This is a genomic window from Arthrobacter horti (assembly GCF_030731045.1).
Lineage (GTDB): Bacteria > Actinomycetota > Actinomycetes > Actinomycetales > Micrococcaceae > Arthrobacter_E > Arthrobacter_E nanjingensis.
Genome location: NZ_JAVALS010000019.1, coordinates 1 through 25,042 on the forward strand (window position 1 = coordinate 1; position 25,042 = coordinate 25,042).

The following is a 25,042-nucleotide window of genomic DNA, read 5'->3' on the forward strand; positions in this document are numbered from 1 at the left end:
CGCCTCCACACCCGCACGCTGCTCACGGCGACGCGCCTCACGCGCCTGCTTATCGATCATGGTCATCAGTGTCTCCGATCAATCAGGAGCACCGCCCCTCACACAAACCATCTGACACCCTCGCCAGTCGCTCCCCTGGAATCCACACGCGGGGCAACTCCGGCATCGTTTCCAGGACGTAGAACTCCCGTGCGAACAGAAGACGCAAAAAATACAGATCATGGTCCTCAACCCGGAGCACCATGTCGTGAGGCCACCGGGAGTTTCTCCCTGGCCACGACATATACATGGGCAACCTCCTGGCATCTCGCGGTCGCAGCGCCTGGCCGAGCCCTGTCAGGCGGGCATGGAAGGCGGGGCATTGCACGGCTCAGCACTGCTCCGGCGATGGTGGTTGCCACGCTACTCCCCGATGTCCAGGCTGAACACCGCCACCCCGGCGCCGTTCGGTCAGAAAGGTGGTGGGTCGGATCCGCCGGGATGCGCACCGCCGAATTCTGAACCGCCGGGATGTTTTCCTGGGTGGTTCGAACCCGCTCCGGATGGTCTTCGAGGCGATGTGGTGTGGGTTGCCGGTGCCGGTGGGTGGTCGAGGTGTGTGCGGCCGGTGGGGCTGGTCCACTCGAGGACGCCGTGGCTGGGACCGGTTTGTGAGCCGTTGCCGTTGCCGATTTTGAGGCCCATTCTCTGGGCGATCGTGGCACGGGGGCCGTCGTTCTCCCCGTCCTTGTTGGGCAGTCCTATTTGCCGGACGGTCCAGCGGCTCTGGTGTTTCAGGACGTGGTGGCGCCGGCAGAGCCCGGCGAGGTTGCCCAGGCTGGTGGGGCCGCCATGGGCGGCGTCCCGGGTGTGGTCCAGGTCCAGTTCCGCGGCGGGTTGGTTGCAGCCGGGGAAGCGGCAGCGGGAGTCCCGGGCGTGCAGGAGCCGTTTGAGGTCTTCACTGGGACGGTACCGGTCCACGGCCAACACCGCACCGGTGATCGGGTCGGTCAGGACCCGGTTCCACGCGGACACACCACCGGCCAGGAGACGTGCGGTGTCCGGGTCGATGGGATGTCGGCCGTTCAGCTCCGCCGCGACCGGCTCATGAGTCTCGTCACCGATCAAGGTCAGCACCGGGACGGTCACCTCGACCCGGGCGGTGATCCCGGCCAGGAGCCCGTCGGGGGTGTCGTGACCGGTCGGGGCGCCGTGCAGGAGCAGATCTGAGAGGAGGTCGGCGCGGAGCTGATCCCGAGTCCGTGGCTCACGGCCTGGACCCGACACGTCTGCATCCGTGCTGGTGTCCGGCCTTCCAGTGTCCTGCCGTCCCGGGCCTTCGGCATATGTCGTGGCCAGGTGCGTCAACCGTCCGAACACCCCATGGGCGAGCGTGGCGGGCAGCACGGCCCCGAGCTCGGCCATCCCCTCCGGCAACGGATTCAACCAGACACGTCGTTCCTGACAGGCCCGCTCGTGGCGGACTGCCAGGGGTTCGGGTTGGGCTTTCTCGGCTTCCCGGGCCGCGAGTCTCCGTACCCGCCCCGGCGCCTGCACCTCCGCCACGGCCAGGACCGCGGCCTCATACCGGGCCCGCGCCGTGGGGTCGGCAATCGGGGCACCATGCTCCTTGATCACCCGCACATGCGCGGCGCTGATCCGGCCTTGGCCCAGGGCGTGGAAGGTGGCCGGAAAGCCGTCCAGCAACTCCACGGCGGCACTCATCTGATGCTGGATGCTCCGGTCACTGGTCCGGGTCGCCGTGGCGAGTTCGGCCGAGACCGAACGCTGGGCCAGCTCCAGCGCTTTGGAGTCCAACAGCCCGTCCCGCTCCCCCAACGGCGAACCGAACCCCGCGCCGTCGTCGGCCATCACCTCGGCCAGGCGGGAGGCCATTGCCAGGGTGTACTCCCGCAGGGCCTGGAGGCTCGCAATCGCCGAGTCGATGTCCACCAGGGAGGAGACCATCCCAGCCAGCAGCGACTCCGGATCCGCCGCTGCGGTCCGGTCCTCTCGCGTACTGCTCTCCGCCTCCATGACCCCACTCTTCCAGAGGGGTGTGACATTAATTTCCGCCCAGGAGTCGTATGTGGAGAACCTTCACCGCCCACTGCACCAGGCACCGATACCTGCCGGGCTCACCGCCTCAGACGCAGGAGAAGTCGTAGTCCAAACCGCCGGACACGTACTGCGTCATGACCACCTTTCCGCCACTGGTCAGAGGCGTCCCGGAACACGCGGAGCGCGCACCGCTCAAGTTCCTGGCTCCAGGGATCCAGCTCGGAAGACCGTACAGAGAGCTGGACGAGGCGACCGTCCCGGCGATCCTCCCCCACTGGTACGTCGTGGAGTACACCCCCACCCGGGCGCCGATGCCCGTGAAATACGCGGCCATGCCCTCGAGGTCAGCCCTGTTCGCCGCCGTATCGGAAGACCAGGAGTTCCCCGTCTCCACGTCCAGCCACCACAGGTACGCACCCGGACCGGTCACCCCGCGACTGTTCGCGTCGTCGTACGCCTTGGCGTACCCGTACATGTAGGAGCACGCCGCCCCCGTCGACCCGGCCACGCACGTCCCGTACGGGTTGGCCACCACCGCCCCGCCATAACTGTTGCTCTGCGGCCACCAAGACCCTGCAGTCCCCGGATTCGCGGTGTTGACATACAACGACACGAGCGGCTGGCCCGTGCCGCCCACGGACCCGGCCGCCCAGTTCAGCTCGACGGCCAGGCACTGGTTGGTGTTGTTGGCCAGGCCGCCGTTCACTCCGACCACGGCGAACGCCTGCCCGCCAGGCAGGGTCTTACCGCATTGCGGCCAGGAGACGTCATTGCCGACGACGACGGCCTGGCGCGGCGCCGCTGCAGCCGTCGACATCGCGCGGACCGCCGCCGTCGTCTGGGCAGCCGTCGTCTGAACGGTCGTCGCCGCACCGGCCGAAGGCGCGGCCCAGGCCGCCCAGCAGACCATGACCGTGCACACCGCAGCGATGGCACGGATGAACCGGTTCAGCTTCATGGGGCCGCCTTTCGCGGGGCACAAGGCATCCGCTCGCCTGAACCGCAACGGATCGCGCCGCGCCCCTCCTCATCGCAGGGTAGAACCGCCCCGCATCCATCACAAGAGGCCCGCCCGCAGCGGCCCCGCACCGTCCCCACCCGTCATCCCACCTCCGCCGGAACCCCCAGCCCCAGGTGCTCCCGCAGCGTGCCTCCCCGGTACTCCGTCGGGTACACACCCCGCTCCTGGAGCGCCGGCACCAGGTGATTCACCACCTCATCCAGCCCCGTCGGAATGAGCCACGGCGAGATGTTGAAGCCGTCCACCACGCCGTCACGCGCGTACTCAGCCAGGTGATCCGCCACCGCTTGGTAGGACCCCACGAAGCTCGCATCCCGCCGCGCGGACTGCCCGGCCACGAATTGCCGGATGCTTTGTCCTTTGTCCTTCGCCTCCGCCCGCCACTGATCCGCCAGCTGCCGTGCCTTGGCCCCGTGGAAGCCACTGCCGCGCGTCTCGCTGGTCTCCTCCACCACCGGATCGATCTCCGGGAGCGGCCCGTCCGGGTCGTACTCCGCAAGGCTCCTCCCCCAGAACTGCTCCAGGAACGCGATCGCCTGCTGCGGCCCGATCTGCAGCGACCGCAGCCACTCCTTCTTCTCCCGTGCTTCCGCGTCCGTGGGCGCCAGGATGAACTCGCTGGCCGGGAAGATCAGCAACTCGTTCGGGTGCCGGCCGGCCGCCACGGTCCGGTCGATCAGATCCGCCCGGAACGCCCGCGCCGCCTCCAGCTTGGGGTGCGCGGAGAAGATGACGTCCGCCTGCCGGGCGGCGAAGTCGCGCCCCTCGGGCGAATCGCCCGCCTGGAACAGGACGGGCCGCTGCTGCGGGCTGGCTGCGGAACCGGCCACGCCACCGCGCCACAATTCCTTCGCGAGCTGCACGAACGCCTCCGCATGCGTGTACCGCTCCGCGTGGTCCAGGTACCCGCCGCGGCGGAAGTTCTCCCCGGTCCAGGCGTTGTCCGTGGTCACGATGTTCCACGCCGCCCGCCCGCCGCTCAGCCGGTCCAGCGATGCGAGCCGCCGTGCCAGATCCGCCGCGTCGTTGTACGTGGTGTTCTGCGTCGCCACCAGCCCGATCTTCTCCGTGACCCCGGCCAGCGCGGCCAGCATGGTCTGCGCGTCCGGCCGCCCCGCGACGTCGAGCTCGTGCACCCGCCCCAGGTGTTCGCGCAGCCGCAGCCCCTCCCCCAGGAAGAACGCGGCGAACAGCCCGCGCTCGGCCGTCTGAGCCAGGCGCCGGAAGGACTCGAAGTCCGTCTGCGACCCCGCCTCCGGGATCTTCCACACGGTCCCGGAGTTGACGCCCTGGAAGAAGACGCCGAACTGGATCCGCCCGCTCGGGCGGAAATCGCTGCTGCTGTATGTCATGCTCGTGCTCCTGCCGTGAGGGTGTGGCGGTTGGCGGGGCGGCCCAGCCCCAGAATGTCGCGGAAGGTGTTGCCCGCCCGCAGCGGCCGCAGCACGCCCCGCTCCCGCAGCAGCGGCAGCGTCACGGCCGCCAGCTCCGGCAGCTCGGTGACCAGCGACGACGCGCGCAGACGCACGCCGTCGGCCAGCTCCAGCAGATGCGCGACGACGCCGGCGAGCGCCTCGGCGGATCCGGTGAAGCGGGCGCCGTCTCCCCCGAGTGCGGTGTCAGTCGTGCTCGCGGGGAGCCCCCGCGCGTCGAGCGCCACGGACAGCTCTGCGACGAGCGCCGGACCACCATCCTGCCGGAAGCCGTAAGCCTCCCGAAGCCGCCCCAGTTCCGCACGCAGAACGTCCACCGAGGAGGCGGAGACCAGCACGGCGTCCACCTCCTCCGGCCACAGCGGTCCGTCCAGCGATACGAGCGCGGACGGCGCCAGAACCGGCAGCTGCCCCTGCGGCGGGCGCGGGATGATGGACGGCCCCTTCACCGAATAGCCCTCGCCGTCCCCGAAATCCGCGCGGAAATCGGCATAGTGCAGCCGGTCCGCGTCCAGGTACCGGCCGGAGGCGACGTCCTTGATCACGGCGTCGTCCTCCCAGGAGTCCCAGAGCCGGCGGTTCGCCTCGACGGACGCCGCGGCCTCCAGACGGCGGCGGCGCTCATCCGCCGCGGGACGCCCGACGGCGGCCGCCGCCCGCGCGTCGTCGCTCGCCACCACGAGCCAGCCGCCCCGGCCCCGGGAGGCGTAGTCGAGGGTGGCCAGCTGCGTGGCCACGTGGAACGGCTCGGTGTAGACGGTGTCGACCTCCGGGATCAAGGCGATCGCATGCGTCTGCGGGCCGGCGAAGGCGGCGCGCTGGACGGGGTCGAGGCCTTCTCCCGCGGGGAAGACGAGCCCGTGGAAGCCCGCGGATTCGGCGGCGAGCGTCAGGTGTTTGAGGTCTTTCGCGTCGTCCGTGTCCAGGATCAGGAAGCCGCTCATGCCGCGTCCTGCCGTTCCAGAGGCAGCTTCTCCCCGGCTTCCACGGCCACCGGCAGCCGGTTCCCGGCGGGCGGCAGCGGGCAGGTGGCGAAGTCCGTGTAGGCGCACGGCAGATTGACCGCGCGGTTGAAGTCGAGCACCGCGGTGCCGTCCTCGCGCGGGGTGACCGTCACGGAGCGATTGGCCGCGTAGGTGGTGTTGCCGCTGGTCAGATCGGTGAAGAGGACGTTCAGGGTGCCCGGGGCGTGGCCGTTGAAAGCGGTCAGGACGTGCTCCTGGCCGCCCAGTTCGAAGTGGAGCCGGGCCGGCGCCTCGTACACGTGCTCGATGCCCTCCACCACGGCGCCCACCGTCACCGCTTGCGGCGACTCGAAGAACTCCACGCGGGCGTCGACCACGAAACTGGACGATGCCGGGTAGGCGGGCGTCCCCGGGTACTCCGTGCGGAGAGGGTGCTCCGGGTCGCGCGGCCGCACCACCAGGAAGCCGCCGCGGCGGGCCACCTCGATCCGGACCCGGCCGTGGTCCACGTACAGGGCGTCGCGCTCGGCGACCGGGCCCAGGACCGTGGTGCTTCCGGTGCCGTCCGGGTTGAGCTCGCGGCCCTCCCAGCCGAGCCGTTCCAGGGCCGTGAGCGTGATGGTCACGGTGTCCTCAACGGCGTTCCAGAGGCCCGGGATGCCGGGGATCCGGGCCGGTTCGGAGTCCAGGAAGTGCAGGCCGGTGACGGCCAGGAAACCGTGCTCGGTGGCGCGCTGTTGCTCATGGACGGCGTGCCAGGCCTCCCAGGACGTCTGGAGCTGGGTGGGCTGGTCGGAAACAGTGTCAGTGGGCGAGGGCATGGTTGCTCCTAGAAGTGACAGCGGGACGGTCGGCGTACGGGTCGCCGTCCTCCCAGAGGGTGGTGGGTGCGGCCGCGCGCACGGCGGGGATGACCTCGGCGGCGAAGCGTTCCAGCAGTTCGAGCTGCTGGCCGAACGGAAGGGTGGTGGGGAGTGAAACGGACTGCAAATCGTGCCCGTAGAGCTGGTGGTAGGACAGGATCTTGTCCACCACCTGCTCCGGGCTGCCGACCAGGGCCGGACCCTCCGCCACGGCGTGGTCGATGTCCCGGTACGGCGAGTTGTTGCCCGGGACGTCCCGGCCCGCGGTGAGCGCCTCATAGACCGGGCCGTACTGGGCCTTGGCCTGCTGCGTGGTGTCCGCCAGGAAGATCCCGCCGGCGCCGCTTCCGGAGCCGAGATACGCCTGGCGAGGGTCGTGGCCGTGCCGGGCGTACTCCTGGCGGTAGTGATCGATCAGGGCCTTGTAGTTCTCCCGCGGCTGGATGGCGTTCGCGGTGAACAGCGGGTCGCCGTGCCGTGCGGCGAGCGCGGCACTGGTCAACGACGTCGCGGAGCCGTGCCAGACGCGCGGCGCACCTCCGTAGGGGCGCGGCGTCGTCGTGGTCGGCTCGGTGAGCGCGGGTCGGAAGCGGCCCTCCCAGGTGAGGCCCTCCTCCCGCCAGAGGCGGCGCAACAGGCCGTACTTCTCCTCCAGCAGCTCCCACTGGTCGTCCAGGGAGTGGCCGAAGAGCGGGTACTGCAGCACCTCGTTGCCCTTGCCGATCACCAGTTCCAGGCGGCCTCGGGAGAGCTGGTCGATGGTGGCGTAGTCCTCGGCGACGCGCACCGGGTCCAGCACCGAAAGCACCGTGACCCCGCTCTGCAGGCGGATCCGGCTGGTGACGGCGGCGATCGCGGCGAGCACCGTGGTGGGCGAGGAGGAGATGAACTCCCCCGCGTGCCGCTCGCCGACGGAGAAGGAGTCGAAGCCGAGTTCCTCGGCCCGCTGGGCGGTCTCCACCACCTGGGCGAGCCGGTCCGCGGTGGAGACGATCTCGCCCGTGAACGGGTTCTTGAGGTGCGGAATGATGTCCAGGACCTGGAATTTCACTTCGCCACCGCCTTGGAAGCCGCGTCCTTGTACGCCGCGAAGTTCTCCGCGGTCACCACCTGGGAGGACGGCACGGCCTCCTCGGACAGGCCCCAGCGCTCCAGGACCTTGGCATAGCTGCCGTCCTGGATGGCGGAGTCGATCGCCGCGGACAGCGCTGCGGCCAGGCCGTTGCCGCGCTGGGTCACGGCGGCCACCAGAGTGGTGCTGGGCCAGCCGGCGTTAACCTTGCCCACCACCTTCAGGTCATTGCGGGTGTTGGCCCGGTACACGGCGGACGGGTACGGGCCCAGGTTCAGATCCGTGCGCCCGGAGGAGAGCGCCAGGATGGTGTCCGCCTCATTGGCGTAGTACTCCAGCCGGGCGGGGGCCTTGCCCTTGGCCTCCAGCTCCTTGTTCCAGGCCAGCAGGATCTTCTCCTGATTGGTGCCGGAACCCACGGAGATCTTCTTGCCGGACACGTCATCCGCGCCGTTGACTTGCAGTGTCGAGTCCGTCCGGGCTTCGAAGCCCATGAACGCGGCCCGGTAGCCGGCGAAGTCGAAGAGCTTCACCCGGTCCGCGTTGATGCCGACGTTGGAGATCACGGTCTCCACCTCGCCGGACTGGGTCTTCAGCGGCCAGCTCTCCCAGGAGGTGACCTTGACGTCCAGCTCCAGGCCGAGCTTGTCCGCCACGAGCTGGGCGATGTCCAGCTCGCTGCCCACGGGGGTTTTGTCATCCGTGGCGTGGAAGGAGAGCGGGATGGATCCGGCGCTCGTGGCGACGGTCAGCTTGCCGTCCTTCGCGATGGCGGCGGGGACCTTCGCGGCGGCGGCCGGGTCCTTCTGGTCCCGGATGCGGTGCTGCTCCGGGGAGGTGTTGTAGGTGATGCCGTTGCGGGCGGCGGCGGGGCTCGCCCCTGCCGCGTTGGCCCCGGGGTCGGAGCAGGCGGCCAGGGACGGGATCACGACGGCGGCCAGCGCGAACGCTGTCACTGCCCGGGAGGCGAGGGTGCGGGTGCTGTGCTGCATGGGTTCCTCAGATGTTGAAGGCGGGTTCGATGACTTTGGAGAGGGACGTCCTGGTGCGTTCCTCGCGGGGATTGCCGAAGAGCTGGGCCGGCGGGCCGGACTCGACCACCCGGCCCTGGTCCATGAAGACCACGGTGTCCGCGACGTCACGGGCGAACCCCATCTCATGCGTGACCACCACCAGGGTGGTCCCGGTGCTGGCCAGGTCCCGGACGACGTCCAGGACCTCCCCCACCAGCTCCGGGTCCAGGGCCGAGGTCGGCTCGTCGAAGAGCACGATCCGCGGCTCCAGCGCCAGCGCCCGGGCGATCGCCACGCGCTGCTGCTGGCCGCCGGAGAGCTGCCTCGGATACACGCCGGCCTTGTCTGCCAGGCCCACGCGGTCCAGGAGCTCCAGCGCCTTGGCCGTGACCTCCTGGCGGTTCCGCCGCTGCGCCACCAGCGGCGCCTCCACCACGTTCTCCAGCACGGTCAGGTGCGGGAAGAGGTTGAAGTTCTGGAAGACGAAGCCGATCCCGGTACGCGTGGCGAGAATGTCCTTCTCCCGGCGCTCGTGGAGCTTCCCACCGCGGAGCCGATACCCCACGGGTTCGCCGTCCACCGCGATGTAGCCGGCGCTGAGCGCCTCCAGGTGGTTGATGGCCCGCAGGAGCGTGGACTTGCCGGAGCCGGACGGGCCCACGATCACGGTCACCTCGCCGGGTTTCACGGTGAGGTTCACGCCCTTCAGAACTTCCAGGGTGCCGAAGCTCTTGCGGGCGTCCACGATGTCCACGCGGGCGGGAAGGGTGGCGGTGCTCATGCTTCCGGTGTCCTTTCAGAAGGAGGTGCGACGACGGCGCGGCGCGGGCCGAGATTGGCCCGGAGCCTCTGCCACGGGGTGAGCGGGAGGGTGCGGACGGAGCCGCGGGAGAAGTGCCGTTCGATGTAGTACTGGGCGATGCTCAGGACCGAGGTGATGACCACGTACCAGAGGGTGGCCACCAGGAGCAGCGGCAGAACCTGCTGGGTGCGGTTGTAGATGACCTGCACGGTGTAGAAGAGCTCGGAGTACGCCAGGACGTAGACCACGGAGGTGCCCTTGACCAGGCCGATCACCTCGTTGAACGCGTTCGGCAGGATGGCTCGCATGGCCTGCGGGAGCACGATCCGGGTGTTACGCCGCCAGGCCGGGATGCCGAGGGCCGCGGCGGCTTCGAGCTGTCCGGCGTCCACGGAGAGGATGCCGCCCCGGATGATCTCCGCCGAGTAGGCGGCCTGGTTGAGGCTGAGGCCCAGCACCGCGGCGGCGAACTGGCTGATGAGCGTGGTGGTGGAGGCCTCGAAGAAGCGGACATCGGTGAACGGGATGCCCAGACTGATCTTCTCGTAGAGGTACCCCAGGTTGTACCAGAGGAGCAGCTGGACCAGCAGCGGCGTGGAACGGAACACCCAGGAGAAGGTCCATGCCACGCCCACCAGCAGAGGCGAGGTGGAGAGCCGCATGAGTGCCAGCAGGAAGCCGAGCAGGAATCCCAGCGTCCCGGCGATGACCGTCAGCTTCAGCGTCTCCAGCAGGCCGGTCAGGACGGACTGCGCGGTGAACCACTGCGCCACCACGCCCCACTCCCAGCGCGGGTTGGTGGCCAGGGACCACGCCACGCCGGCCAGCAGGAGTGCCACCACCACGGTGCCCACCCAGCGGCCGGGGTGGCGGGCTTTGACCACGCGCAGTTCGGCGGCCGGCGGAAGCGCGGCCGGGTCAGGCGGTGCCGTGTCCACGGCTCCGGTGTGCAGGCCGAGGGTAAGTCTGTGTTCGGTGCCGTCGTCCAGCACGGGGGTGTCGGTGATGACGCTCATGGCAGGTCCTCGCAGGTCCGTGGAAGGGGTGATCAGCAGCCAATCTAGGAACCCCGATCGGGGCGGTTCAAGGCGTCCCTTCACCTCCGGAAACCCTCGTTCACGGCACGTCGCCGCAGGTCACACGCCTCCATATGCGGCCCCGCACGACGCCCCGTGACGGGCCGTGAACCCCGGCGTCGGGCGGTGACGGACCCGCTGGATTCCCGGGTGGAGGGGCTCCTAGGGTCGGGTTCCACACGCACCGGAACCAAGGAGGAGACATGAGTCAGGCACGTCCGTCGCTGGTGGTGATCGGGGCAGGACCCCGCGTGGCCGGGGTGCTGGAGCGGATGGCCGCGAACGCCCCGGAGCTGCTGCGCTCCGAGGTGGACATCCACCTGGTGGACCCGCACGAACCGGGTTCCGGACGGGTCTGGCGGCACGAGCAGTACCCAGGCCTCCTGCTCAACTCCCAAGCGCAGGACATCACCCTTTTCACCGATGCGACGGTGAATTGCGAAGGCCCGCGGACCGAGGGCCCGGATCTGCTCGAGTGGGCCGGGACCGTGGCCCCGGAGGCGCTCGAGGACCCGCAGCTGCTCACGGAGGCCGCAGCCCTCCGGCTGGGTTCGTTCCCCAGCCGCCGGCTCTTCGGCGCCTACGCCCGCTGGTTCCTGCACGCGGCGGTGCTCCGCCTCGCCCCGCGGGCGCGCGTCACCGTGCATCGCGACACCGCGCTCTCCGTCCACGACGCCGGCGAGGACGGCCACCACAGCGAGGCAGCTCACAGCGGCGCCTCCCATCGCGTCCTCCTGGCCTCCGGCACGGTGCTGGAGGCCGCCGTCGTGCTCTACGCCCTGGGCCACAGCGACGCGCGGCCGGACGACCGCGAGCGAGAGCTGGCCGCGTTCGCCGAGCGGCACGGCGGTGCGTACCTGCCGGCGTCGTACACTGCCGACGCGGACTATTCGGCGATCCTTCCCGGCCAGGATGTGCTGGTGTCGGGGCTGGGGCTGGCGTTCATCGACCTCGTGGTGCTGCTGTTCGAAGGCCGCGGAGGGCGCTTCCAAGCGGCCGAAGGCGGCAGGCTCGACTACGTCGCGTCCGGCCGGGAGCCGCGCCTCTGGGCCGGTTCACGGCGCGGGGTTCCGTATCACGCGAAGCCCCAGGCTCCCCTGCGCGGGCCCTTGCCCGCCGGCCCGCGGTACCTGAACCGCCAGGCCGTCACCTCGCTCGCGGACCTCCACCCGGACGCCGCCTTCCGGGAGCTCCTCTGGCCGCTGGTGCAGAAGGAGGCCGCCCACTATTTCTACGCTGAGCTGTTCGCCGCGTCACCGGAGCGTGTCTCGGGGCCGTGGCACGCGTTCCTGCGCCGCCTGGACACGGTGACGTGGGCCTCGGCCGAGGCGGAGCGGCTCCTGGCCGACTTCCTGCCGGATCCCGCGGACCGCCTGGACTTCGCACGGCTGGACCGCCCGCTGGCCGGGCTGCACGGCGGGATCGAGGAACGCGAGGATGCGGTGCGGCAGCATATCGAGAACGACCTGCGGCTCCGCAGCGACCCGGAACGGAGCGAGCAGACGGCCCTGTTCGTGGGGCTGCTCCAGGCCTACGTCACGCTCGGCGACGCCGCCGCGCCGTTCGACGAGTGGTGGCACGGTTTCTTCAGTTTCGTCGACTCCGGCCCACCGCCGCACCGTCTGCAGGAACTGCTGGCGCTGCACCGCGCCGGGTTCGTCAGGTTCCTGGGGCCGGGCCTGTCCGTCGGCACCGACGAGGCGAGCGGCACGTTCACGGCCGCGGTCCCCGGCAGCGCCGAGGTGGTGCACGCGAGCGCCTTCGTGGAGGCCCGCCTGCCTCAGCCCACCGTCAGGGGTTCCAGCAATCCGGCGCTGTGGCAGCTGGGCGGCAGCGGGCTGGGGCAGGTGCGGCGGGGCCGGCTGGCCGTCGACGCTCAGCACCGGATCCTGGGGCCCGACGGCGCGGCGCGGGAGACGCTGTTCGCGGTGGGTCCGTGGACGGCGGCCTGGGGCGCGGCGGCGTTCGCCAGGCCGCGCACCAATGCGGCGCCGTTCCGCGAGAACGACGCCCTCGCACGGCGACTCCTGACGCTTCTGAGCCGGCAGCCGGCCCAGCCCGTGGTCCGCGTTTCCTCCGCACTCGCCGGGGTGCGAGCATGACACTGTCCCTGCACCAGAAAGACCGCTCCATGACTGACACCGTGAACCTCGACGTCGTGCACGTCGGCCTGGACGACCCGCGCGTCAAGCCGCTGCTGGACGAACTGGCCGTCGAATACAACACGCGGTACGGGGACTTCTTCTCCGCCGCTGGGGCCCAGGAGGAACTGTCCCGCTACCCGGCCAGCGAGTTCGAGCCGCCCCACGGTGCGCTGCTGATCCTGCAGCAGGGTGCGGAGACCGTGGCGGGCGGGGCGTTCCGGCGCTACAACGAGCGCACGGCGGAGTTCAAGCGGATCTGGACCCATTCCGCGCATCGCCGCAAGGGCCTGGCGCGCCGGGTGCTGGTGGAACTCGAGCAGGCGGCCCGCGAGCGCGGCTATGAGCGCATCTATCTCACCACCGGGCCACGCCAGCCGGAGGCGAAGGGCCTGTACCTGGCCACCGGGTACACCCCGCTCTTCGATCTTGAGGCGGACCCGGAGCAGCTGCGGCACCTGGCGTTCGAGAAGGCGCTTGGTTAGCTGCAAGCCACACATCGGCGCGTTCTTCGGCAGGCAATGACTGCAGAGCCCGGCCCGGCGAGGCCAAGATGTACGGCCACGATCACGGGACCTTCGCGATCCGGGAGTACTCCACTGGGTCACTGACCGCAAGGCTGCCGGCGATGGGGGCTCAAGGTGATGGGTGAGGGGCCGCTTTGCACTCCAGCCCCTCACCCGGTTCCTACTCTGAGGAGATGATTCCGAGCTGCTGAAGGACCTTCACGCCGTCGTCCAGGCCGGTTTCTTCAACGATGAGCCCGTCGACGACCTTGAGCACAGTCATACCGGTGAAGCGCATTGTCTTGCCGGATGCGGCCGGCACAGAGCCGATGGGCAGATCGGTGAAGTCCACACCTCCTGTGTGGGTGCCGCCGCCTTCCCATTGGCCGACGACGTAGTCGCCTTCGGCAATGAGGTCGGCGGTGCCCCAGAAACCGAGGTCGGGGAACGCCTTGCGGAACCGAGTGGCGAAGTCGCGGACTTCGTCGCGGCCGACCATCGGTTCATGCAGGGAGTAGTGGAACTTGATGTCGGGGGCGGCCAGCTCGTCAATGATGGCCGGGTTGAAGTCCTCGCCCCAGAATTCAGTGAACCAGCGGCCGACGATTGCCTTGTTCTCTTCGAGTGACATGGTGGTCTCCTTGTCTCGGTGATCGTCGGCGAGCGGTGGTGATCGTCGACATTTGGAAGACGGTGGTCGTCAGCGAAACGTGAGGTGGGTTGCAGAAATCCCTGGTGCAGGGGTGTGCGTCGTGGCCGTCGTCGGGATCAGAGGTATGCGGCCTCCGTCCAGAGGTGCAGGAGGGCGTGGGTCCGGTGCGGCGCCCAGGCACGGGAGCGGTCCTTGGCCAAGTGCTGGTCGAGCCCAAGTGCCCGGCGGGCAACGAGGTCGCCGGGGGCGAAGGTATCGGGGTGTTGCAAGGCACGGACCTGGAGGTAGTCGGCGGTCCACGGGCCGATCCCGGGGATCGCCAGGAGAAGCCGTCGTGCTTCTTCGACTGTGAGTCCTGTCAGCCGTGGCCCGTCGGCCCATAGGACCGCGACTTCGTGCAGGGTCTTGGCTCGGGCACCGGTCAGTCCCACGCGGGAGCGGATCTCATCGATCGTGAGTTGCGCGATGGTCCTTGCTTCGGGGAAGACACACAGCTCGGAACTGGGCACTGGCACGCCGAACGCTGCGACCAATCGGCCTGCGAAAGTGCGCGCGGTGGCGAGTGAAACCTGTTGGCCGATCACGGTCGCGGCCACTGCTTCGAACTCGTCGGGGTAGCCGATGAGCCGAAGACCGGGCCGCTTGTCCACAAGAGGTCCGATGATGGGGTCGGCGGTGAAGGTGTGGTCGATGATGCGGATATCCCGGTCAAGATCGAACCAGCCGCGGATCCTGGAGACCAGGACATCGAGATCCGCCGTGGTCGGGCCGAGATCGGCCAGCACGCCTCGCTCATCGAGCGCGAGCCGTACCGGCACGTGGGCGTCGTCGACGGCGAGGACTCGCCGATAGATCGCGCCCTTCACCTCCTCGGCGCCGGGGATCGCGTGAGCGGTGAGCATCGCGAGAGCCGCCCTGTGATGGAAGGGGCCCAGGGCGGTGAGCCTGATCTGGGTCATTTGGTCCAGATGCCGGAGCTGCCACGGCGATGGGAGTCGACCAAATGAGTATCGATGATCCCGATCGCCTCCATCAGGGCGTACATGGTGGTCGGCCCGACGAATGCGAAGCCGCGCCGGCGGAGTTCCTTGGAGAGCGCGACGGATTCCGGGGAGGTGGTCGGGATGTCCTCGAAACGCCGTGGCCTGGGAGTGTCTCGAGGCTGGAAGGACCAGATCAGCGCCGGCAGGCCGCCGTCGTCACGCATCGCGATCGTGGCGCGCGCGTTGCCAATGGTGGCCTGGATCTTCTGTCGGTTGCGGACGATGCCGGTGTCGACGAGCAGCCGCTCGATGTCCTCCTCGCCGTAGGCGGCGATCCTGTCGGGGTTGAAGTCGTGAAATGCTGCCCGGAACGCGGGGCGTTTGCGTAGGATCGTCGCCCAGGACAGGCCGGCCTGGAAGCCCTCCAGCGACACGCGCTCGAAGATGCCGTGTTCGTCGGTGATGGGCATGCCCCACTCGTTGTCGTAATAGTCGCGCAACAGCGGATCGACGGAAGCCCAGGCAGGGCGGGCGAGTCCGTCGTCGCCGATCACGACGCCGGGATCGCGGTTGAGTTCAGTCATGTCGGATTTCGGTCCTCCTCAGCCCTGAAGTCCGGTCATGCGCATGGTGATGTTGATTCGTCCAGTGCCAAGGCCGCAGCCGTTGGGGGCGGTGAGCGGGTGAACCCGGGTGACACCGTGGTAGGCGAGACGGGAAGCACTGCCGAAGACGAAGAGGTCCCCGGAGCGGAGACGCAGGTCGGTGTAGGGCTTGTTCCTGTTCTCGGTATTCCCGAACCGGAAGGTGCACTCGTCTCCGATGGAGAGCGAGACGATCGGGGCCAAGGAGCGTTCGTCCTTGTCCTGATGCATGCCCATGCGCGCATTCTCGTCGTAGTAGTTCGCCAGGGCAGTGTCCGGAGTGTAAGCGGCGGCTTCGGCATCCGTGTAGCCGGACTCGCGCAGTGCGCGGCGGCCGAGCCGGACCATCCAGTCCGGGAATGGGAGCACTCGCGCACCATTGACGTCGGTGGCTTCGCGCGTGTACTTGTACGGCTGCCAATGCCAACCCAGACAGACCGTGCGCACGGACATTTCATGTCCACGGACCTTCGCAGCCCGGATCGGTACAGGGCCGGTGCTCCATTGGCGGAACTGCCCGACGATCCAGCTCTGCTGTTCCAAGGTCAGCCATCCGGGAATATGTACGGCGCCAGGACCTGGCCGGCTGCGTTCGCCAGGTTCCATGTCCGGGGTGAACAGAGTCATGATCCACTCTCTGGGGTCGTGATGATGCGGTTGTCGGCCGAGAGATGCCAGGCGGAGCCGGCGCGTGTCGTGCCGGCGATGCCGGTGAGGTTATGGAGTCCGACCAGCTCGAGTGCGCGAGGATCGCTGACTCCTCCGGTCAGGAGGGTGCGGGAGGGCTTCCAGGGTGTGGACCAGAGCAGGCGGCGGGTCATCTGAGCCCAGCCGAGCGGAGGTCCCAGCATGATCCACAGGTCCGTGCTGGCGGCGGCGAAGCGATTCGCCGGCCGTAGCCAAGATGCGGCCGTCTCAGGCCAATCGATCGTGACGGCAACGCCGTGCCCGGAGGTGCTCCAGGCATCCGCAATGGTGCGGGCGGAGGCGCGCGTGATCAGGTCCCTTCCTGATCCGATCGTGACCGAGGTGGCACCGCGCGAGAGTGCCATCGTCACCAGGGAACGGACCTCGGCCCCGATGATCGGGATCTCCTCACCCGCCAGCGGAACGGCCGAGCCTCTCAACAGTGGGCTGTTCAAGGCGTCCATGACTCACCCCGCTCCGTCGCAGCCTTCCATGCCCGATACTTCGGCGTGCAGCAGGTACCGCAGGGGCGGTACCCGGCTGCGAGGGCCGTGGCCTCGTTGAGGAAGAAGACCCGGTTTTTCACGTAGCCACCTCTGGCGATCGCGCGCAGAGCGGCGGCACAGTCGAGGCGGCCGTAGATCTTGCCGCCGCGGTGGCCGCCCCACGCACCCTTGACCGGGGAGGCGTAGGGCCGGCCATCGGGGCCGGTGAGCGTGTAGCTTTTCGTGGTGCTCATCGTGTCTGCAGGCTCATGCGGCGTCGTGGAAGACGAGAGCGAGGGTGTGCCGTTCCCCGGAGCGGATCGCGGACACCCCATGCCGCACCGGCGCCGCCGACCAGCCCCGCTTGGACTCGACTGGCCGGTCGCGGGTGGTGAACACGTACCCGTGCCCGTGAGGCAGCAGCGTCGCCGTGCCACGGGACTGGGCCCGCGGACGTTGCTCCAGGAGCAGGAATTCACCGCCGGTGTGGTCGACGCCGGGCTCGTTGAGATTGATCACGACCTGGAGAGGAAACACGAGGTCCCCGTAGAGGTCTCGGTGCAGGGCGTTCCAGTCCTTCTTGCCATACTTCAGCAGGATCGCCGTCGACTTGATCTGCCCGGCCTCGTGGCACATGTCCAGCCATTCGTCGAGCGTGTCGGGCCAGATCGCCTCACGGCCGAGCTTGGTCCACCAGTCCCGGGCGATCGGCAAAAGCCGCGGATACAGCGCCTGCTTCAGCCGCTCGATCGCCTCCGGATACGGGGCATTGAAGTAGCGGTACTCACCCTCGCCGAAGCGATGCCGGCCCATGTTGATCGTGCTGCGGAACAACTCGTCGTTGCCGTACATCTGCCGGAACTCAACAGTCTCCTCCGAGGTGAGCAGCTGCGGCAGCAGGGCCCCGCCGTACTCGTTCACCTCGTCGGTCACAGCGGTCCAGTCGGCCGAGGCCACGCGGTCACGCCACGGGTCCTGGATCTTCCTCTTCGCGTTCATGCTGCTTTCTCCAGTTCAAGCAGGGTGGTCTTCGCGTCGAGTCCGCCGATATAACCTCCAAGGGTGCCATCCGTGCGGAGCACCCGGTGGCAGGGGACGACGACGGGCAGCGGGTTGGTCGCACAGGCAGTCCCGACCGCGCGGACGGCTTTCGGATTCCCGACCATCTCTGCCATCTCCTTATAACTGCGGGTCTGTCCATAGCTGATCTCGGGGAGGTGCTGCTGCACGAGCTGACGGAATCCCTTCGACAGCGACAAGTCGAGATCGAGATCAAAGGTCTTCCGTTGGTGCTGGAAGTACTCGTCGAGTTCGCGCGCCGCGGTATCGAGCCGTCTCGGAGACCGCAACACCCGCGGACTGACCTTAGCGGCCAAGGTCTCCAGCACACGGTCGTGGTCCTCATTGGCGAACGCGACCCGGATCAGGCCCTTCGGAGTGGCGGCGAGCAGGAGTCTGCCGACCGGGCTGTCGACGATGCGATAGGCGACGTCGAGGAGCCCTTCAGACTGCGCTGCGGCCTCCAGCCGGCGGTGCAACTCAGCGAGCTTGTCGGGGTTGATGGGCGCCGCCAGGGCTGTGATGGTGTCATCGTTTCGGATGTCATTCATGATCGGGCTCCTTTCGTACTCGCGCCCGGATAACTTTTTCTGAGGTTCTTCAGTCCATCGGCTGAGGCTCTTCGGGCCGCGTCAACGGTTCCGCCGAGGACCGCTGCGATTTCCGCATGCGACATTCCTGCAAGGTAGCGGAAGGTGATCGCCTGTCGCTGTTTCCGCGGTAGCTGCCCAACGGTTCGCCAGAGATCGGTGTCGTCCATCCCAGGAATCCCCAGTGCTGTCGGGGCCTCTGGGAGCTCTTCGACCGGCAGCGGGTTCCGTTTGGCGGCACGATGCAGATCGATCGCCTTCCGGCGTGCGATGGTCACGAGCCACGCCTCGACGTTGGCCGTGTCCGGCAAATCCGGGTAGGCACGCATCGCAGCGAGAAACGTCTCCGACCACGCATCATCAGCATCATGAACCCCCAGGAGGGATCGGCAGACACGCAGCACGGTGGCGCTGTGGAGTGTGACCACTGATTCGAACGGCTGTTTCATGTTCATCCCTTCGAAGACGGGCCAGAGGGGAATATCGTGAGGTCCACGATTTCAGGACACAAAGAAGAAATTGACCAAGGCGGGATTCTCCAGTTCCAGCAGGGCCTGCTTGCGCGTCAATCCACCGGCGTATCCGGTGAGCTTGCCATTGGCACCGAGTACACGATGACACGGAACGAAGATACACAGCGGATTCGTGCCGACGGCCTGGCCGACTGATTGCGCAAGGGCCCTGTCACCGATGCGTTCCGCGATGGCACCGTACGTGGTCGTCTCACCGAACGGGATCTCCGCCACAATGTCCCAGACCGCACGCTGGAACGCATCACCCTCCACAGAGAAAGGGAGATCGAAGACACGCCGCGACCGGGTCAGGTATTCGCTCAGCTGCCTCGATGCCCTGGCAAGCAGTTCGTCGGAGTCGCCACTGACCTCCGGACCGAAGGTCTCTTGTGCAGGCCGGCGAATGTGATCAAGAAAGTACAACCCGGTGATCGCATCATCGGTGGCAACGATCGTGAGCTCGCCGAGCGTCGTATCGGCGGTGATATGTCGCGTGCTCATGACTCTTCCTTTCGTCCTTGTGCTCTGAAGACGACCCGGGCCATCAAAACGTGAGATGCAGGAAAGATCCCGTGCGACGGCGCGGCTCGGGCTCAGATTGAAGGCGCACCTGACAGAACAGACGTGACTTCTGAACGTGTACGGCCCTCCGGTATCGCGACGTGCGTCCGCGGAACGGTGCGATACCGGAACCACAGCACAAGCATCGTCACACTGACGGCGGTATTGAATCCGTGTAAGGCCCACGCCGGGCCGAAGGGAAGGCTCAGCACATAGACGCTGTAGAGCAGATTTCCCGCGTTGCCGAGTATCAGATTGCCGATACTGTATGACGACAGGTCACGAGTGCGTATGGCCTTCGCAACCATCGGCAGCGTCGAAGCGATGAAGACAATCGTTGAGAATGCTCCAGCGATGACACCCAAACGATCCGGCACAGTTGCTCTCCTCATTCTCAGATTCACCGCGCCTCCTGCTCGTCGGAAGGGCGGCATCCGAGCCGTAGACGCCGCACATGGAGATTCCGTGAGACGCTTCAGGCTTTCCCGTCTGCGACATCGATGCGGCAGACTCGCCCCCCGGGCGACGGAAATCGAGTCTCACGTTTCGAGCCACCTTCCGTCTTCTCATTGGACCCGCAATGATCGATCTATGAATAGGAGGCAAGCATGAATCGTCGGCACGCGATCGTCGAGACGCCGGTGGACGCGCTGTTGCTGGTCGCCGACGGCGACGCGCTGACGGGGCTCTACTTCCAGGGATACAGGTACACCCCGCCAGCGTCGGCGCAGGGGCCTCTCGTAAGAGCCTCCGAAGATCCCGCGCTCGCGCAGGCTGAGCGCGAGCTTGGTGAGTACTTTGCCGGCACCCGACACGACTTCGATATCCCAGCAGTCACCAGCGGGGACCCTTTCCAGGAACGTGTCTGGGCGCAGCTGCGTCAGATCCCGCACGGCACCACGATCACCTACGGCGACGTCGCGATCGCCCTCGGAGACAAGGTGTTGGCACAGTCGGTAGGGCAGGCAGTGGGCCGCAACCCGGTCAGTATCGTCATCCCCTGCCATCGAGTGCTCGGCGCGGGCGGCAAGCTCACAGGATTCGGCGGCGGCTTGAAGCGCAAGCAATTCCTGCTCGATCTCGAGGAACCTGCAAGCATCCGAGCCACCCGGCTCTTCTGAAAAGTGCCACCCGTTCTGAGGAGCCGGACTCTGGTCTCATCATCGGTTCACGGCCCCTGTGTCGGCATCTGCTAAGTAACACCCAGCCGCAGGCTCAGCGACGAAGATGCTGCTGCCCGGCAGACGCGCACCGGACAGGATTGCCAGGACGGACGGAGCGCATGCCGATCGGTGTAGGCCCGCCATTGCCCCGCTCCCGGGCCTGTGCCACGCTCGAAGTGATCCCGCCGGAAATGCTGACGGGCCACAGCGAGGGAGCATGGCATGGGACTCATCCAGATCGACCTCTTCAGCACGCTCGACGGCGTGGCGCAGGCGCCGGGCGGGCCGGAGGAGGATCCGTCGGACAGCTTCGCCTTCGGCGGCTGGCAGGCACCGCTCACGGACGAGGAGAGCGGGACGTGGATCGTCGGCGGCATGGACGGCATGGACGCCCTCCTGCTGGGGCGGCGCACCTACGACATCTTCGCCGGCTACTGGCCGCATCAGGACGGGTACATCGCTGACCTGTTCAACCGCATCCCGAAGTACGTGGCGTCCCGCCAGGACCCGGACCCGCAGTGGGCGGGCACGTCCTGGCTCGGCGCGGACATCCCGGCCGCCGTCCAGGATCTGCGCACCCGGCATGAGAACGTCCACGTGATCGGCAGCCTGGACTTCGTGCAGACCCTGCTGACGGAGAAGCTCTTCGACCGTCTGAACCTCTGGGTGTACCCGATCCTGCTGGGCACGGGGAAGAAGGTGTTCGCCGGCGGCACCGTGCCGAGCAACCTCCGGCTCCTTGAACCCGCGGCCACCTCGCCGAAGGGCGTCGTGATGCAGCGCTACGCTCTGGAGGAGGGGGTCCCCGGCGTCGGCGTCATGTCCTGAGGCAGGATCCTCACGCAGCACCGTCCGGGCCCTGGGTCCAGGACGGCTGCCTTCTCCGGATCATGCTCCAGAAGGCCCGAGAGGTATGCCTGGTTGAGACCGCAGATGGTATCCGGGTGGACCTGGGCCAGGCGGTGGAACGGGCAATTGCGCAGTTCCGTCGAACCATCCGCGCAGGCCACCGGCTCGTAGCCGTGACGGCTGAGGACGGCGTCGACGTCGGCCGCCTGAGCTGCGCCCGCCGCGACGGCGGCGGCGTGCTCCCAGGCGTTCCTGCCCGCCTGGGCACCCACCTGCCCCAGCGCCTGCCCGATGCCGCTTCCGCTCGAGCCGGCCTTGTCGATGGCGGCGGCCATGAGTTCCCCGGCGAGCTCGTAGCGGCGCTCCGGCACGCTCGCCAGGATCTCGGCATCGGCCACGCGGTAGAGCTTCGCCGGGCGGCCGGCGCCCGGGCCGCGGCGCTCGTTCAGCCGGCGGAAGACGTGCACCAGCAGACCCTCCTCGGCGAGACGCTCCAGGTGGAAGGCCGCCGTGCTGGGCGCCAGACCCAGGCCGTCGGCGACGTCGGCCTTGCTGCATTCGCCGCCGCGGCGGCGCAGGAAGTCATATACCGCGCGGCGCGTGGGATCCCCGAGGGCGCCGATGGCGCCCACGGGGTCTGGATGACGGCTGCTGTCCATGGACGGAACCTTACTCTGCGGCGGAAGTCCATTGTGCGATGGATCACTCAGTTCTAAAATCAATAATATCAAGTTTTAGAAGGAGTGATCATGTACACGCACCCAGCGACGCGAAAGGCCCCTCCCGCCCTGACAGCCGGCAGCCATCAGGCATTCCTCATGCTCCGCACCATCTTCACCGTCGCGCCGATCCTGTTCGGCCTGGACAAGTTCTTCAACCTCCTCACCTATTGGCCTCAGTACCTGGCTCCGACCGCCACGCACGTCGTCCCGGTCGCCCCGCAGCAATTCATGTACGCGGTGGGTGTCATCGAGATCATCGCCGGTCTGCTGGTGGCGTGGAAGCCCCGGGTCGGTTCCCTCGTGGCCTCCCTCTGGTTGCTGGGCATCATCGTCAACCTGCTGATCCTGCCGGGCTTCTTCGACGTCGCCCTGCGTGACTTCGGCTTGCTGGTGGCCGCGCTGGCCCTGAACCGGCTGAGTGTCTCCGGGACCCGGACGGCTCCGGCCGCTCAGAACGTCAGTTCATAAGGCGTGGTGCCCGTGACCCTGGTGAAGCCGTACCGTTCCAGGATGGGCCTCGAGTAATCTGTGGAGTCACTGTTGACCAGCGTGACTCCGCTCTCCAGCGCCGTCCGGGCACGCCGCGCCGTCAGCGCCCGGTAGATCCCTTGACCTCGCCAGGGCAGGAGGGTGAACCCTCCCCAGATCCCGGCGAAGTCCGTCCCGGGCACAGGTTCCAGTCGTCCGCCGGACACCACCGAGCCGTCAGCCAGGGCCATCCAGGCCTCCACGCCCGTTCCGTTGGCCAGCCGGGCCATCAGATCCGCCGCGCGCCGCGGGGCGTTCGCGGGATCCCCCTCGAACGCCTCTTCGGCGGCAAGGCAGAGCGCCAGGGCGTCCGCCTCGGTCCGGACCGGCCGCAGGGTGATGCCTTCCGGCAGCGGCACCTCCACGGCGAGCGCCTCCGCCCGCCCGATCATGACGGATTCCTCTTCGCCCGCTTCGAATCCCTCCGCCAGGAGGGCCTCGTGCAGCCCGGGGAGCGCGTCGTGGGACCGGGTCTTCCATTCGAGCGTGGCCAGCCCCTCCTCTCCGGCGAGTTCGCGAACGGACTCCAGGCCGAAGCGCACCAGCGCGGCGATCACGGAAGGCTCAGCCAGCGCCTCGCGGATCCTCGCCGGGTCCTCTCCGAGCGGTCCGGTGCTGATGAAACCGGACCGGCCCGTGAACACCGCGACCATCAGCTCGAGTCCGACCCCGGCGTCGTCGGCCTCCCAGCGGATACGGCGACGGGCGAGCGCGCCCTGCGCCTCGGCGTCGAGCCTCAGCTGGGTGTCGTAGGCGGCCAGCAGCAGTACTGAGTCAGTCATTGCAGTGTCAGTCATGGATCTCCTCCCTCGCGGCGACGGCGGCGGCCCGCGCGGCGCGTTCGATACCGTCCCGGTAGGCGCCCCAACGCTGTTCGTCGAAGGGCGGCAGGTTCGGATGCCCGGCCGTGTAGCCGATGCTCCCGTCGATCAGCTCCCGGATGATGTCCGCGTGGCCGGCGTGGTGAGCGGTCTCCAGGCCCATGTGGACCAGGATCTGCTGGAGCGTCACCTCGCGCGTCTCCGGCTTCCACCACGGCACGACGCCGGGGGCGTCCAGGGACAGCGCCTCGATGGTGGCGTCGCTGTGGGCGGCTGCGGCGTGGTGAAGATCGAGGATGCTCCGCACCGATTCGGTCTCCGGCACCCACATGTCCGCGTTGTCCTCCGCGTCCTCCCCGGCCCAGGGCATCGGGTGGCCGAAGGGGCGGCCGAAGACCAGGCCGAAGTACTCGGCCTCCGTGGTGGCAACGTGCTTCACCAGGCCCAGGAGATTGGTCCCGGTCCTGGTCATGGGGCGGCGGAGATCGTACTCGTGCAAACCGTCCAGTTTCGCCAGCAGTCCGGCCCTGCGCGCCTTCAGGTACCGGTGCAGGGTGGCTTTATGTTCCTCGGGGGTGTGAGTCATGCCACGAGCCTACGGCAGGGGTGCGACAGGAAGACGGGCTGGATCCCGCCCGCTACCACGTAGCGTGCTCCCCGCCCTCGTACCTCGGCCTGGGACCCCTCGCCCGCTACCGCGTAGCGTCCTCCCCGCCCTCGTACCTCGGCCTGGGACCCCTCGCCCGCTACGCTTAGGCCCATGGCTTCCAAGACCAACGAGGGAAAAGTCCGGACCGTCCGCGGCGCCGACGACGGGAAGTGAGGGGCTGCAGAGCGTGACGTGGACACAGACCACCATCAAGACCGCCGCCTTCTGGCTGGCCGGCATCATGCTGGTGGCCGCGGCCGCGATCGTGACGATCGCCGTCGTCAACGCCGGGCCCGCGGGCGCCCAGGAACCGGTGCGCGCCTACCTGTCGGCGTTGCAGGCCGGCGACGGCGGCAAGGCCCTCGGCCTGCTCCGCGCCCAGGTCCCGGCGGGTAATCCGAGCCTGCTGGACGGGGCGGCCCTCAAGGCCGCTGTGGCGGATCTGAAAGATGTGAAGGTCGGGGATCCGGCACCGCAGGCCGACGGCCGGAAGACCGTGCCCGTCAGCTACACCCTCCACGGTTCGCCGGGACACACCGACTTCGCAGTGGAGCCGGCCGGGAGCGAATGGCTGTTCTTCACCCGGTGGCAGATCGTCTCCACCCCGCTGGCCTCCGTGACCGTGAACGTGGTCAATTCCAATCTGGCCAGCATCAATGGCGTCACGGTCAACACCCCGCAAGGCCATGCCGAGTTCCCGGCGTTCTTCCCGGGCAGCTATGGGGCGTCCTACACCTCCCCCTATTTCGCCGCCCCGGCCCAGACCGCGGCGCTCCAGCAGAGCACGGACTACCAGACCGTGCGCCTGAGCACCGCGGCCACCAAAGGCCTGGTGGATGCGGTCTCGGCCCAGGTCCACCAGTACCTGGACGACTGCGCGGCCAAGGCCACCAAGGACCAGAAGCTCCAGCCGGATTGCCCGTTCTACCACGCGGGGCTGGAACGGGTGGTGCCCGGGACCGTGAAATGGTCGCTGGTGGAATATCCCAAGGTGGACATCCAGCCCTACAACGGCCGCTGGGTGGTCTCCCCGCTCGGCGGCAAGGCGAGGCTCCAGGCCAGCGCGCAGGATCTCTTCACCGGCCAGGTGGCGCCGCTGGAGCAGATCCACCCCTTCAGCTTCAATGTGGCGCTCAGCTTCACTCCGGACAAGGTCACGGTCACCCCGATCGTGGACTACTGACCACGCGAGAGTGCAGATGATG

Annotated in this window: 29 protein-coding genes; 6 read left to right on the top strand and 23 right to left on the bottom strand. The window is 68.2% G+C overall.

What is annotated here, in order from left to right; translation table 11 throughout:
• Window positions 1-450 precede the first annotated feature (450 nt).
• The 9 genes from Q9R02_RS15630 to Q9R02_RS15670 all read right to left on the bottom strand — a co-directional run bounded on the left by Q9R02_RS15630 (window position 451) and on the right by Q9R02_RS15670 (window position 10,225).
• Window positions 451-2,016: an HNH endonuclease signature motif containing protein gene (locus Q9R02_RS15630; protein WP_305997634.1), complete on the bottom strand. Its 1,566-nt coding sequence runs from the start codon at window positions 2,014-2,016 to the stop codon at window positions 451-453.
• Window positions 2,017-2,125: 109 nt separating this feature from the next.
• Window positions 2,126-2,857 (bottom strand): glycoside hydrolase family 25 domain-containing protein, encoded by a 732-nt coding sequence (locus Q9R02_RS15635; protein WP_305997677.1) that lies wholly within the window; start codon window positions 2,855-2,857, stop codon window positions 2,126-2,128.
• Window positions 2,858-3,141: 284 nt separating this feature from the next.
• Window positions 3,142-4,413 carry an LLM class flavin-dependent oxidoreductase gene (locus Q9R02_RS15640; protein ID WP_305997635.1) on the bottom strand — a complete coding sequence of 424 codons (1,272 nt, stop codon included), beginning with the start codon at window positions 4,411-4,413 and terminating at the stop codon, window positions 3,142-3,144.
• The gene (locus Q9R02_RS15645; protein ID WP_305997636.1) at window positions 4,410-5,438 is read right to left on the bottom strand and encodes an LLM class flavin-dependent oxidoreductase; all 1,029 of its coding nucleotides are present in this window, start codon (window positions 5,436-5,438) and stop codon (window positions 4,410-4,412) included. Before Q9R02_RS15645 ends, Q9R02_RS15640 begins: the two co-directional genes overlap by 4 nt.
• Window positions 5,435-6,280, bottom strand: a complete 846-nt coding sequence (locus tag Q9R02_RS15650) for a DUF1684 domain-containing protein (RefSeq protein ID WP_305997637.1) — start codon at window positions 6,278-6,280, stop codon at window positions 5,435-5,437. The genes Q9R02_RS15645 and Q9R02_RS15650 overlap by 4 nt, the downstream gene beginning before the upstream one ends.
• On the bottom strand, window positions 6,264-7,373 hold the full coding sequence (locus tag Q9R02_RS15655) for an LLM class flavin-dependent oxidoreductase (protein ID WP_305997638.1): 1,110 nt from the start codon (window positions 7,371-7,373) through the stop codon (window positions 6,264-6,266). The genes Q9R02_RS15650 and Q9R02_RS15655 overlap by 17 nt, the downstream gene beginning before the upstream one ends.
• On the bottom strand, window positions 7,370-8,386 hold the full coding sequence (locus tag Q9R02_RS15660; RefSeq protein WP_305997639.1) for a transporter substrate-binding domain-containing protein: 1,017 nt from the start codon (window positions 8,384-8,386) through the stop codon (window positions 7,370-7,372). The genes Q9R02_RS15655 and Q9R02_RS15660 overlap by 4 nt, the downstream gene beginning before the upstream one ends.
• Before the next feature lie 7 nt (window positions 8,387-8,393).
• On the bottom strand, window positions 8,394-9,188 hold the full coding sequence (locus Q9R02_RS15665) for an amino acid ABC transporter ATP-binding protein (RefSeq protein ID WP_305997640.1): 795 nt from the start codon (window positions 9,186-9,188) through the stop codon (window positions 8,394-8,396).
• Window positions 9,185-10,225, bottom strand: coding sequence for an amino acid ABC transporter permease (locus Q9R02_RS15670; RefSeq protein ID WP_305997641.1), 1,041 nt, complete (start codon window positions 10,223-10,225; stop codon window positions 9,185-9,187). The genes Q9R02_RS15665 and Q9R02_RS15670 overlap by 4 nt, the downstream gene beginning before the upstream one ends.
• Window positions 10,226-10,488: 263 nt before the next feature.
• Between Q9R02_RS15670 and Q9R02_RS15675 the strand changes: the two genes are divergently transcribed.
• Together Q9R02_RS15675 and Q9R02_RS15680 are read left to right on the top strand one after the other, a co-directional pair.
• The gene (locus Q9R02_RS15675; RefSeq protein ID WP_305997642.1) at window positions 10,489-12,387 is read left to right on the top strand and encodes an FAD/NAD(P)-binding protein; all 1,899 of its coding nucleotides are present in this window, start codon (window positions 10,489-10,491) and stop codon (window positions 12,385-12,387) included.
• Window positions 12,388-12,416: 29 nt separating this feature from the next.
• The gene (locus Q9R02_RS15680) at window positions 12,417-12,911 is read left to right on the top strand and encodes a GNAT family N-acetyltransferase (protein WP_305997643.1); all 495 of its coding nucleotides are present in this window, start codon (window positions 12,417-12,419) and stop codon (window positions 12,909-12,911) included.
• Window positions 12,912-13,113: 202 nt separating this feature from the next.
• Here the strand turns inward: Q9R02_RS15680 and Q9R02_RS15685 are convergent, their stop codons facing one another.
• The 11 genes from Q9R02_RS15685 to Q9R02_RS15735 form a co-directional block, all read right to left on the bottom strand.
• Window positions 13,114-13,563, bottom strand: a complete 450-nt coding sequence (locus Q9R02_RS15685; protein WP_305997644.1) for an ester cyclase — start codon at window positions 13,561-13,563, stop codon at window positions 13,114-13,116.
• A 137-nt stretch (window positions 13,564-13,700) separates the two neighbouring features.
• Window positions 13,701-14,543, bottom strand: a complete 843-nt coding sequence (locus Q9R02_RS15690) for a DNA-3-methyladenine glycosylase family protein (protein WP_305997645.1) — start codon at window positions 14,541-14,543, stop codon at window positions 13,701-13,703.
• Window positions 14,540-15,151 (bottom strand): DNA-3-methyladenine glycosylase I, encoded by a 612-nt coding sequence (locus Q9R02_RS15695; RefSeq protein WP_305997646.1) that lies wholly within the window; start codon window positions 15,149-15,151, stop codon window positions 14,540-14,542. The genes Q9R02_RS15690 and Q9R02_RS15695 overlap by 4 nt, the downstream gene beginning before the upstream one ends.
• An 18-nt stretch (window positions 15,152-15,169) precedes the next feature.
• Window positions 15,170-15,838 carry an alpha-ketoglutarate-dependent dioxygenase AlkB family protein gene (locus Q9R02_RS15700; RefSeq protein ID WP_305997647.1) on the bottom strand — a complete coding sequence of 223 codons (669 nt, stop codon included), beginning with the start codon at window positions 15,836-15,838 and terminating at the stop codon, window positions 15,170-15,172.
• The gene (locus tag Q9R02_RS15705; protein ID WP_305997648.1) at window positions 15,835-16,353 is read right to left on the bottom strand and encodes a hypothetical protein; all 519 of its coding nucleotides are present in this window, start codon (window positions 16,351-16,353) and stop codon (window positions 15,835-15,837) included. The genes Q9R02_RS15700 and Q9R02_RS15705 overlap by 4 nt, the downstream gene beginning before the upstream one ends.
• Window positions 16,350-16,637 (bottom strand): Ada metal-binding domain-containing protein, encoded by a 288-nt coding sequence (locus tag Q9R02_RS15710; RefSeq protein ID WP_305997649.1) that lies wholly within the window; start codon window positions 16,635-16,637, stop codon window positions 16,350-16,352. Before Q9R02_RS15710 ends, Q9R02_RS15705 begins: the two co-directional genes overlap by 4 nt.
• 13 nt (window positions 16,638-16,650) lie before the next feature.
• Complete coding sequence (locus Q9R02_RS15715; RefSeq protein WP_305997650.1) at window positions 16,651-17,382, bottom strand: 2OG-Fe(II) oxygenase; 732 nt, start codon at window positions 17,380-17,382, stop codon at window positions 16,651-16,653.
• On the bottom strand, window positions 17,379-17,993 hold the full coding sequence (locus tag Q9R02_RS15720) for a methylated-DNA--[protein]-cysteine S-methyltransferase (RefSeq protein ID WP_305997651.1): 615 nt from the start codon (window positions 17,991-17,993) through the stop codon (window positions 17,379-17,381). Before Q9R02_RS15720 ends, Q9R02_RS15715 begins: the two co-directional genes overlap by 4 nt.
• A complete protein-coding gene (locus tag Q9R02_RS15725) occupies window positions 17,990-18,481 on the bottom strand; it encodes an RNA polymerase sigma factor (protein ID WP_305997652.1) in 492 nt (163 codons plus the stop codon). Before Q9R02_RS15725 ends, Q9R02_RS15720 begins: the two co-directional genes overlap by 4 nt.
• A gap of 51 nt (window positions 18,482-18,532) precedes the next feature.
• Window positions 18,533-19,045, bottom strand: coding sequence for a methylated-DNA--[protein]-cysteine S-methyltransferase (locus Q9R02_RS15730; protein ID WP_305997653.1), 513 nt, complete (start codon window positions 19,043-19,045; stop codon window positions 18,533-18,535).
• A gap of 92 nt (window positions 19,046-19,137) precedes the next feature.
• Entirely contained in the window at window positions 19,138-19,482 is a 345-nt protein-coding gene (locus Q9R02_RS15735) for a hypothetical protein (RefSeq protein ID WP_305997654.1), read from the bottom strand.
• 231 nt (window positions 19,483-19,713) lie between these two features.
• Between Q9R02_RS15735 and Q9R02_RS15740 the strand changes: the two genes are divergently transcribed.
• Window positions 19,714-20,226 carry a methylated-DNA--[protein]-cysteine S-methyltransferase gene (locus Q9R02_RS15740; RefSeq protein ID WP_305997655.1) on the top strand — a complete coding sequence of 171 codons (513 nt, stop codon included), beginning with the start codon at window positions 19,714-19,716 and terminating at the stop codon, window positions 20,224-20,226.
• Window positions 20,227-20,490: 264 nt separating this feature from the next.
• Window positions 20,491-21,096, top strand: coding sequence for a dihydrofolate reductase family protein (locus Q9R02_RS15745; protein ID WP_305997656.1), 606 nt, complete (start codon window positions 20,491-20,493; stop codon window positions 21,094-21,096).
• On the opposite strand, the gene Q9R02_RS15750 is transcribed toward Q9R02_RS15745, so the two are convergent.
• Window positions 21,051-21,776: a helix-turn-helix transcriptional regulator gene (locus Q9R02_RS15750; RefSeq protein ID WP_305997657.1), complete on the bottom strand. Its 726-nt coding sequence runs from the start codon at window positions 21,774-21,776 to the stop codon at window positions 21,051-21,053. The two genes, Q9R02_RS15745 and Q9R02_RS15750, sit on opposite strands and share 46 nt — an antisense overlap.
• Before the next feature lie 90 nt (window positions 21,777-21,866).
• On the opposite strand from Q9R02_RS15750, the gene Q9R02_RS15755 reads away from it, so the two are divergent.
• A complete protein-coding gene (locus tag Q9R02_RS15755; protein WP_305997658.1) occupies window positions 21,867-22,307 on the top strand; it encodes a DoxX family membrane protein in 441 nt (146 codons plus the stop codon).
• Here the strand turns inward: Q9R02_RS15755 and Q9R02_RS15760 are convergent.
• On the bottom strand, window positions 22,289-23,164 hold the full coding sequence (locus tag Q9R02_RS15760; protein ID WP_305997659.1) for a GNAT family N-acetyltransferase: 876 nt from the start codon (window positions 23,162-23,164) through the stop codon (window positions 22,289-22,291). The two genes, Q9R02_RS15755 and Q9R02_RS15760, sit on opposite strands and share 19 nt — an antisense overlap.
• Window positions 23,157-23,774, bottom strand: coding sequence for a DinB family protein (locus Q9R02_RS15765; protein ID WP_305997660.1), 618 nt, complete (start codon window positions 23,772-23,774; stop codon window positions 23,157-23,159). Before Q9R02_RS15765 ends, Q9R02_RS15760 begins: the two co-directional genes overlap by 8 nt.
• Window positions 23,775-24,024: 250 nt before the next feature.
• Between Q9R02_RS15765 and Q9R02_RS15770 the strand changes: the two genes are divergently transcribed.
• Complete coding sequence (locus Q9R02_RS15770; protein ID WP_305997661.1) at window positions 24,025-25,020, top strand: hypothetical protein; 996 nt, start codon at window positions 24,025-24,027, stop codon at window positions 25,018-25,020.
• The last annotated feature ends 22 nt before the right edge of the window (window positions 25,021-25,042 follow it).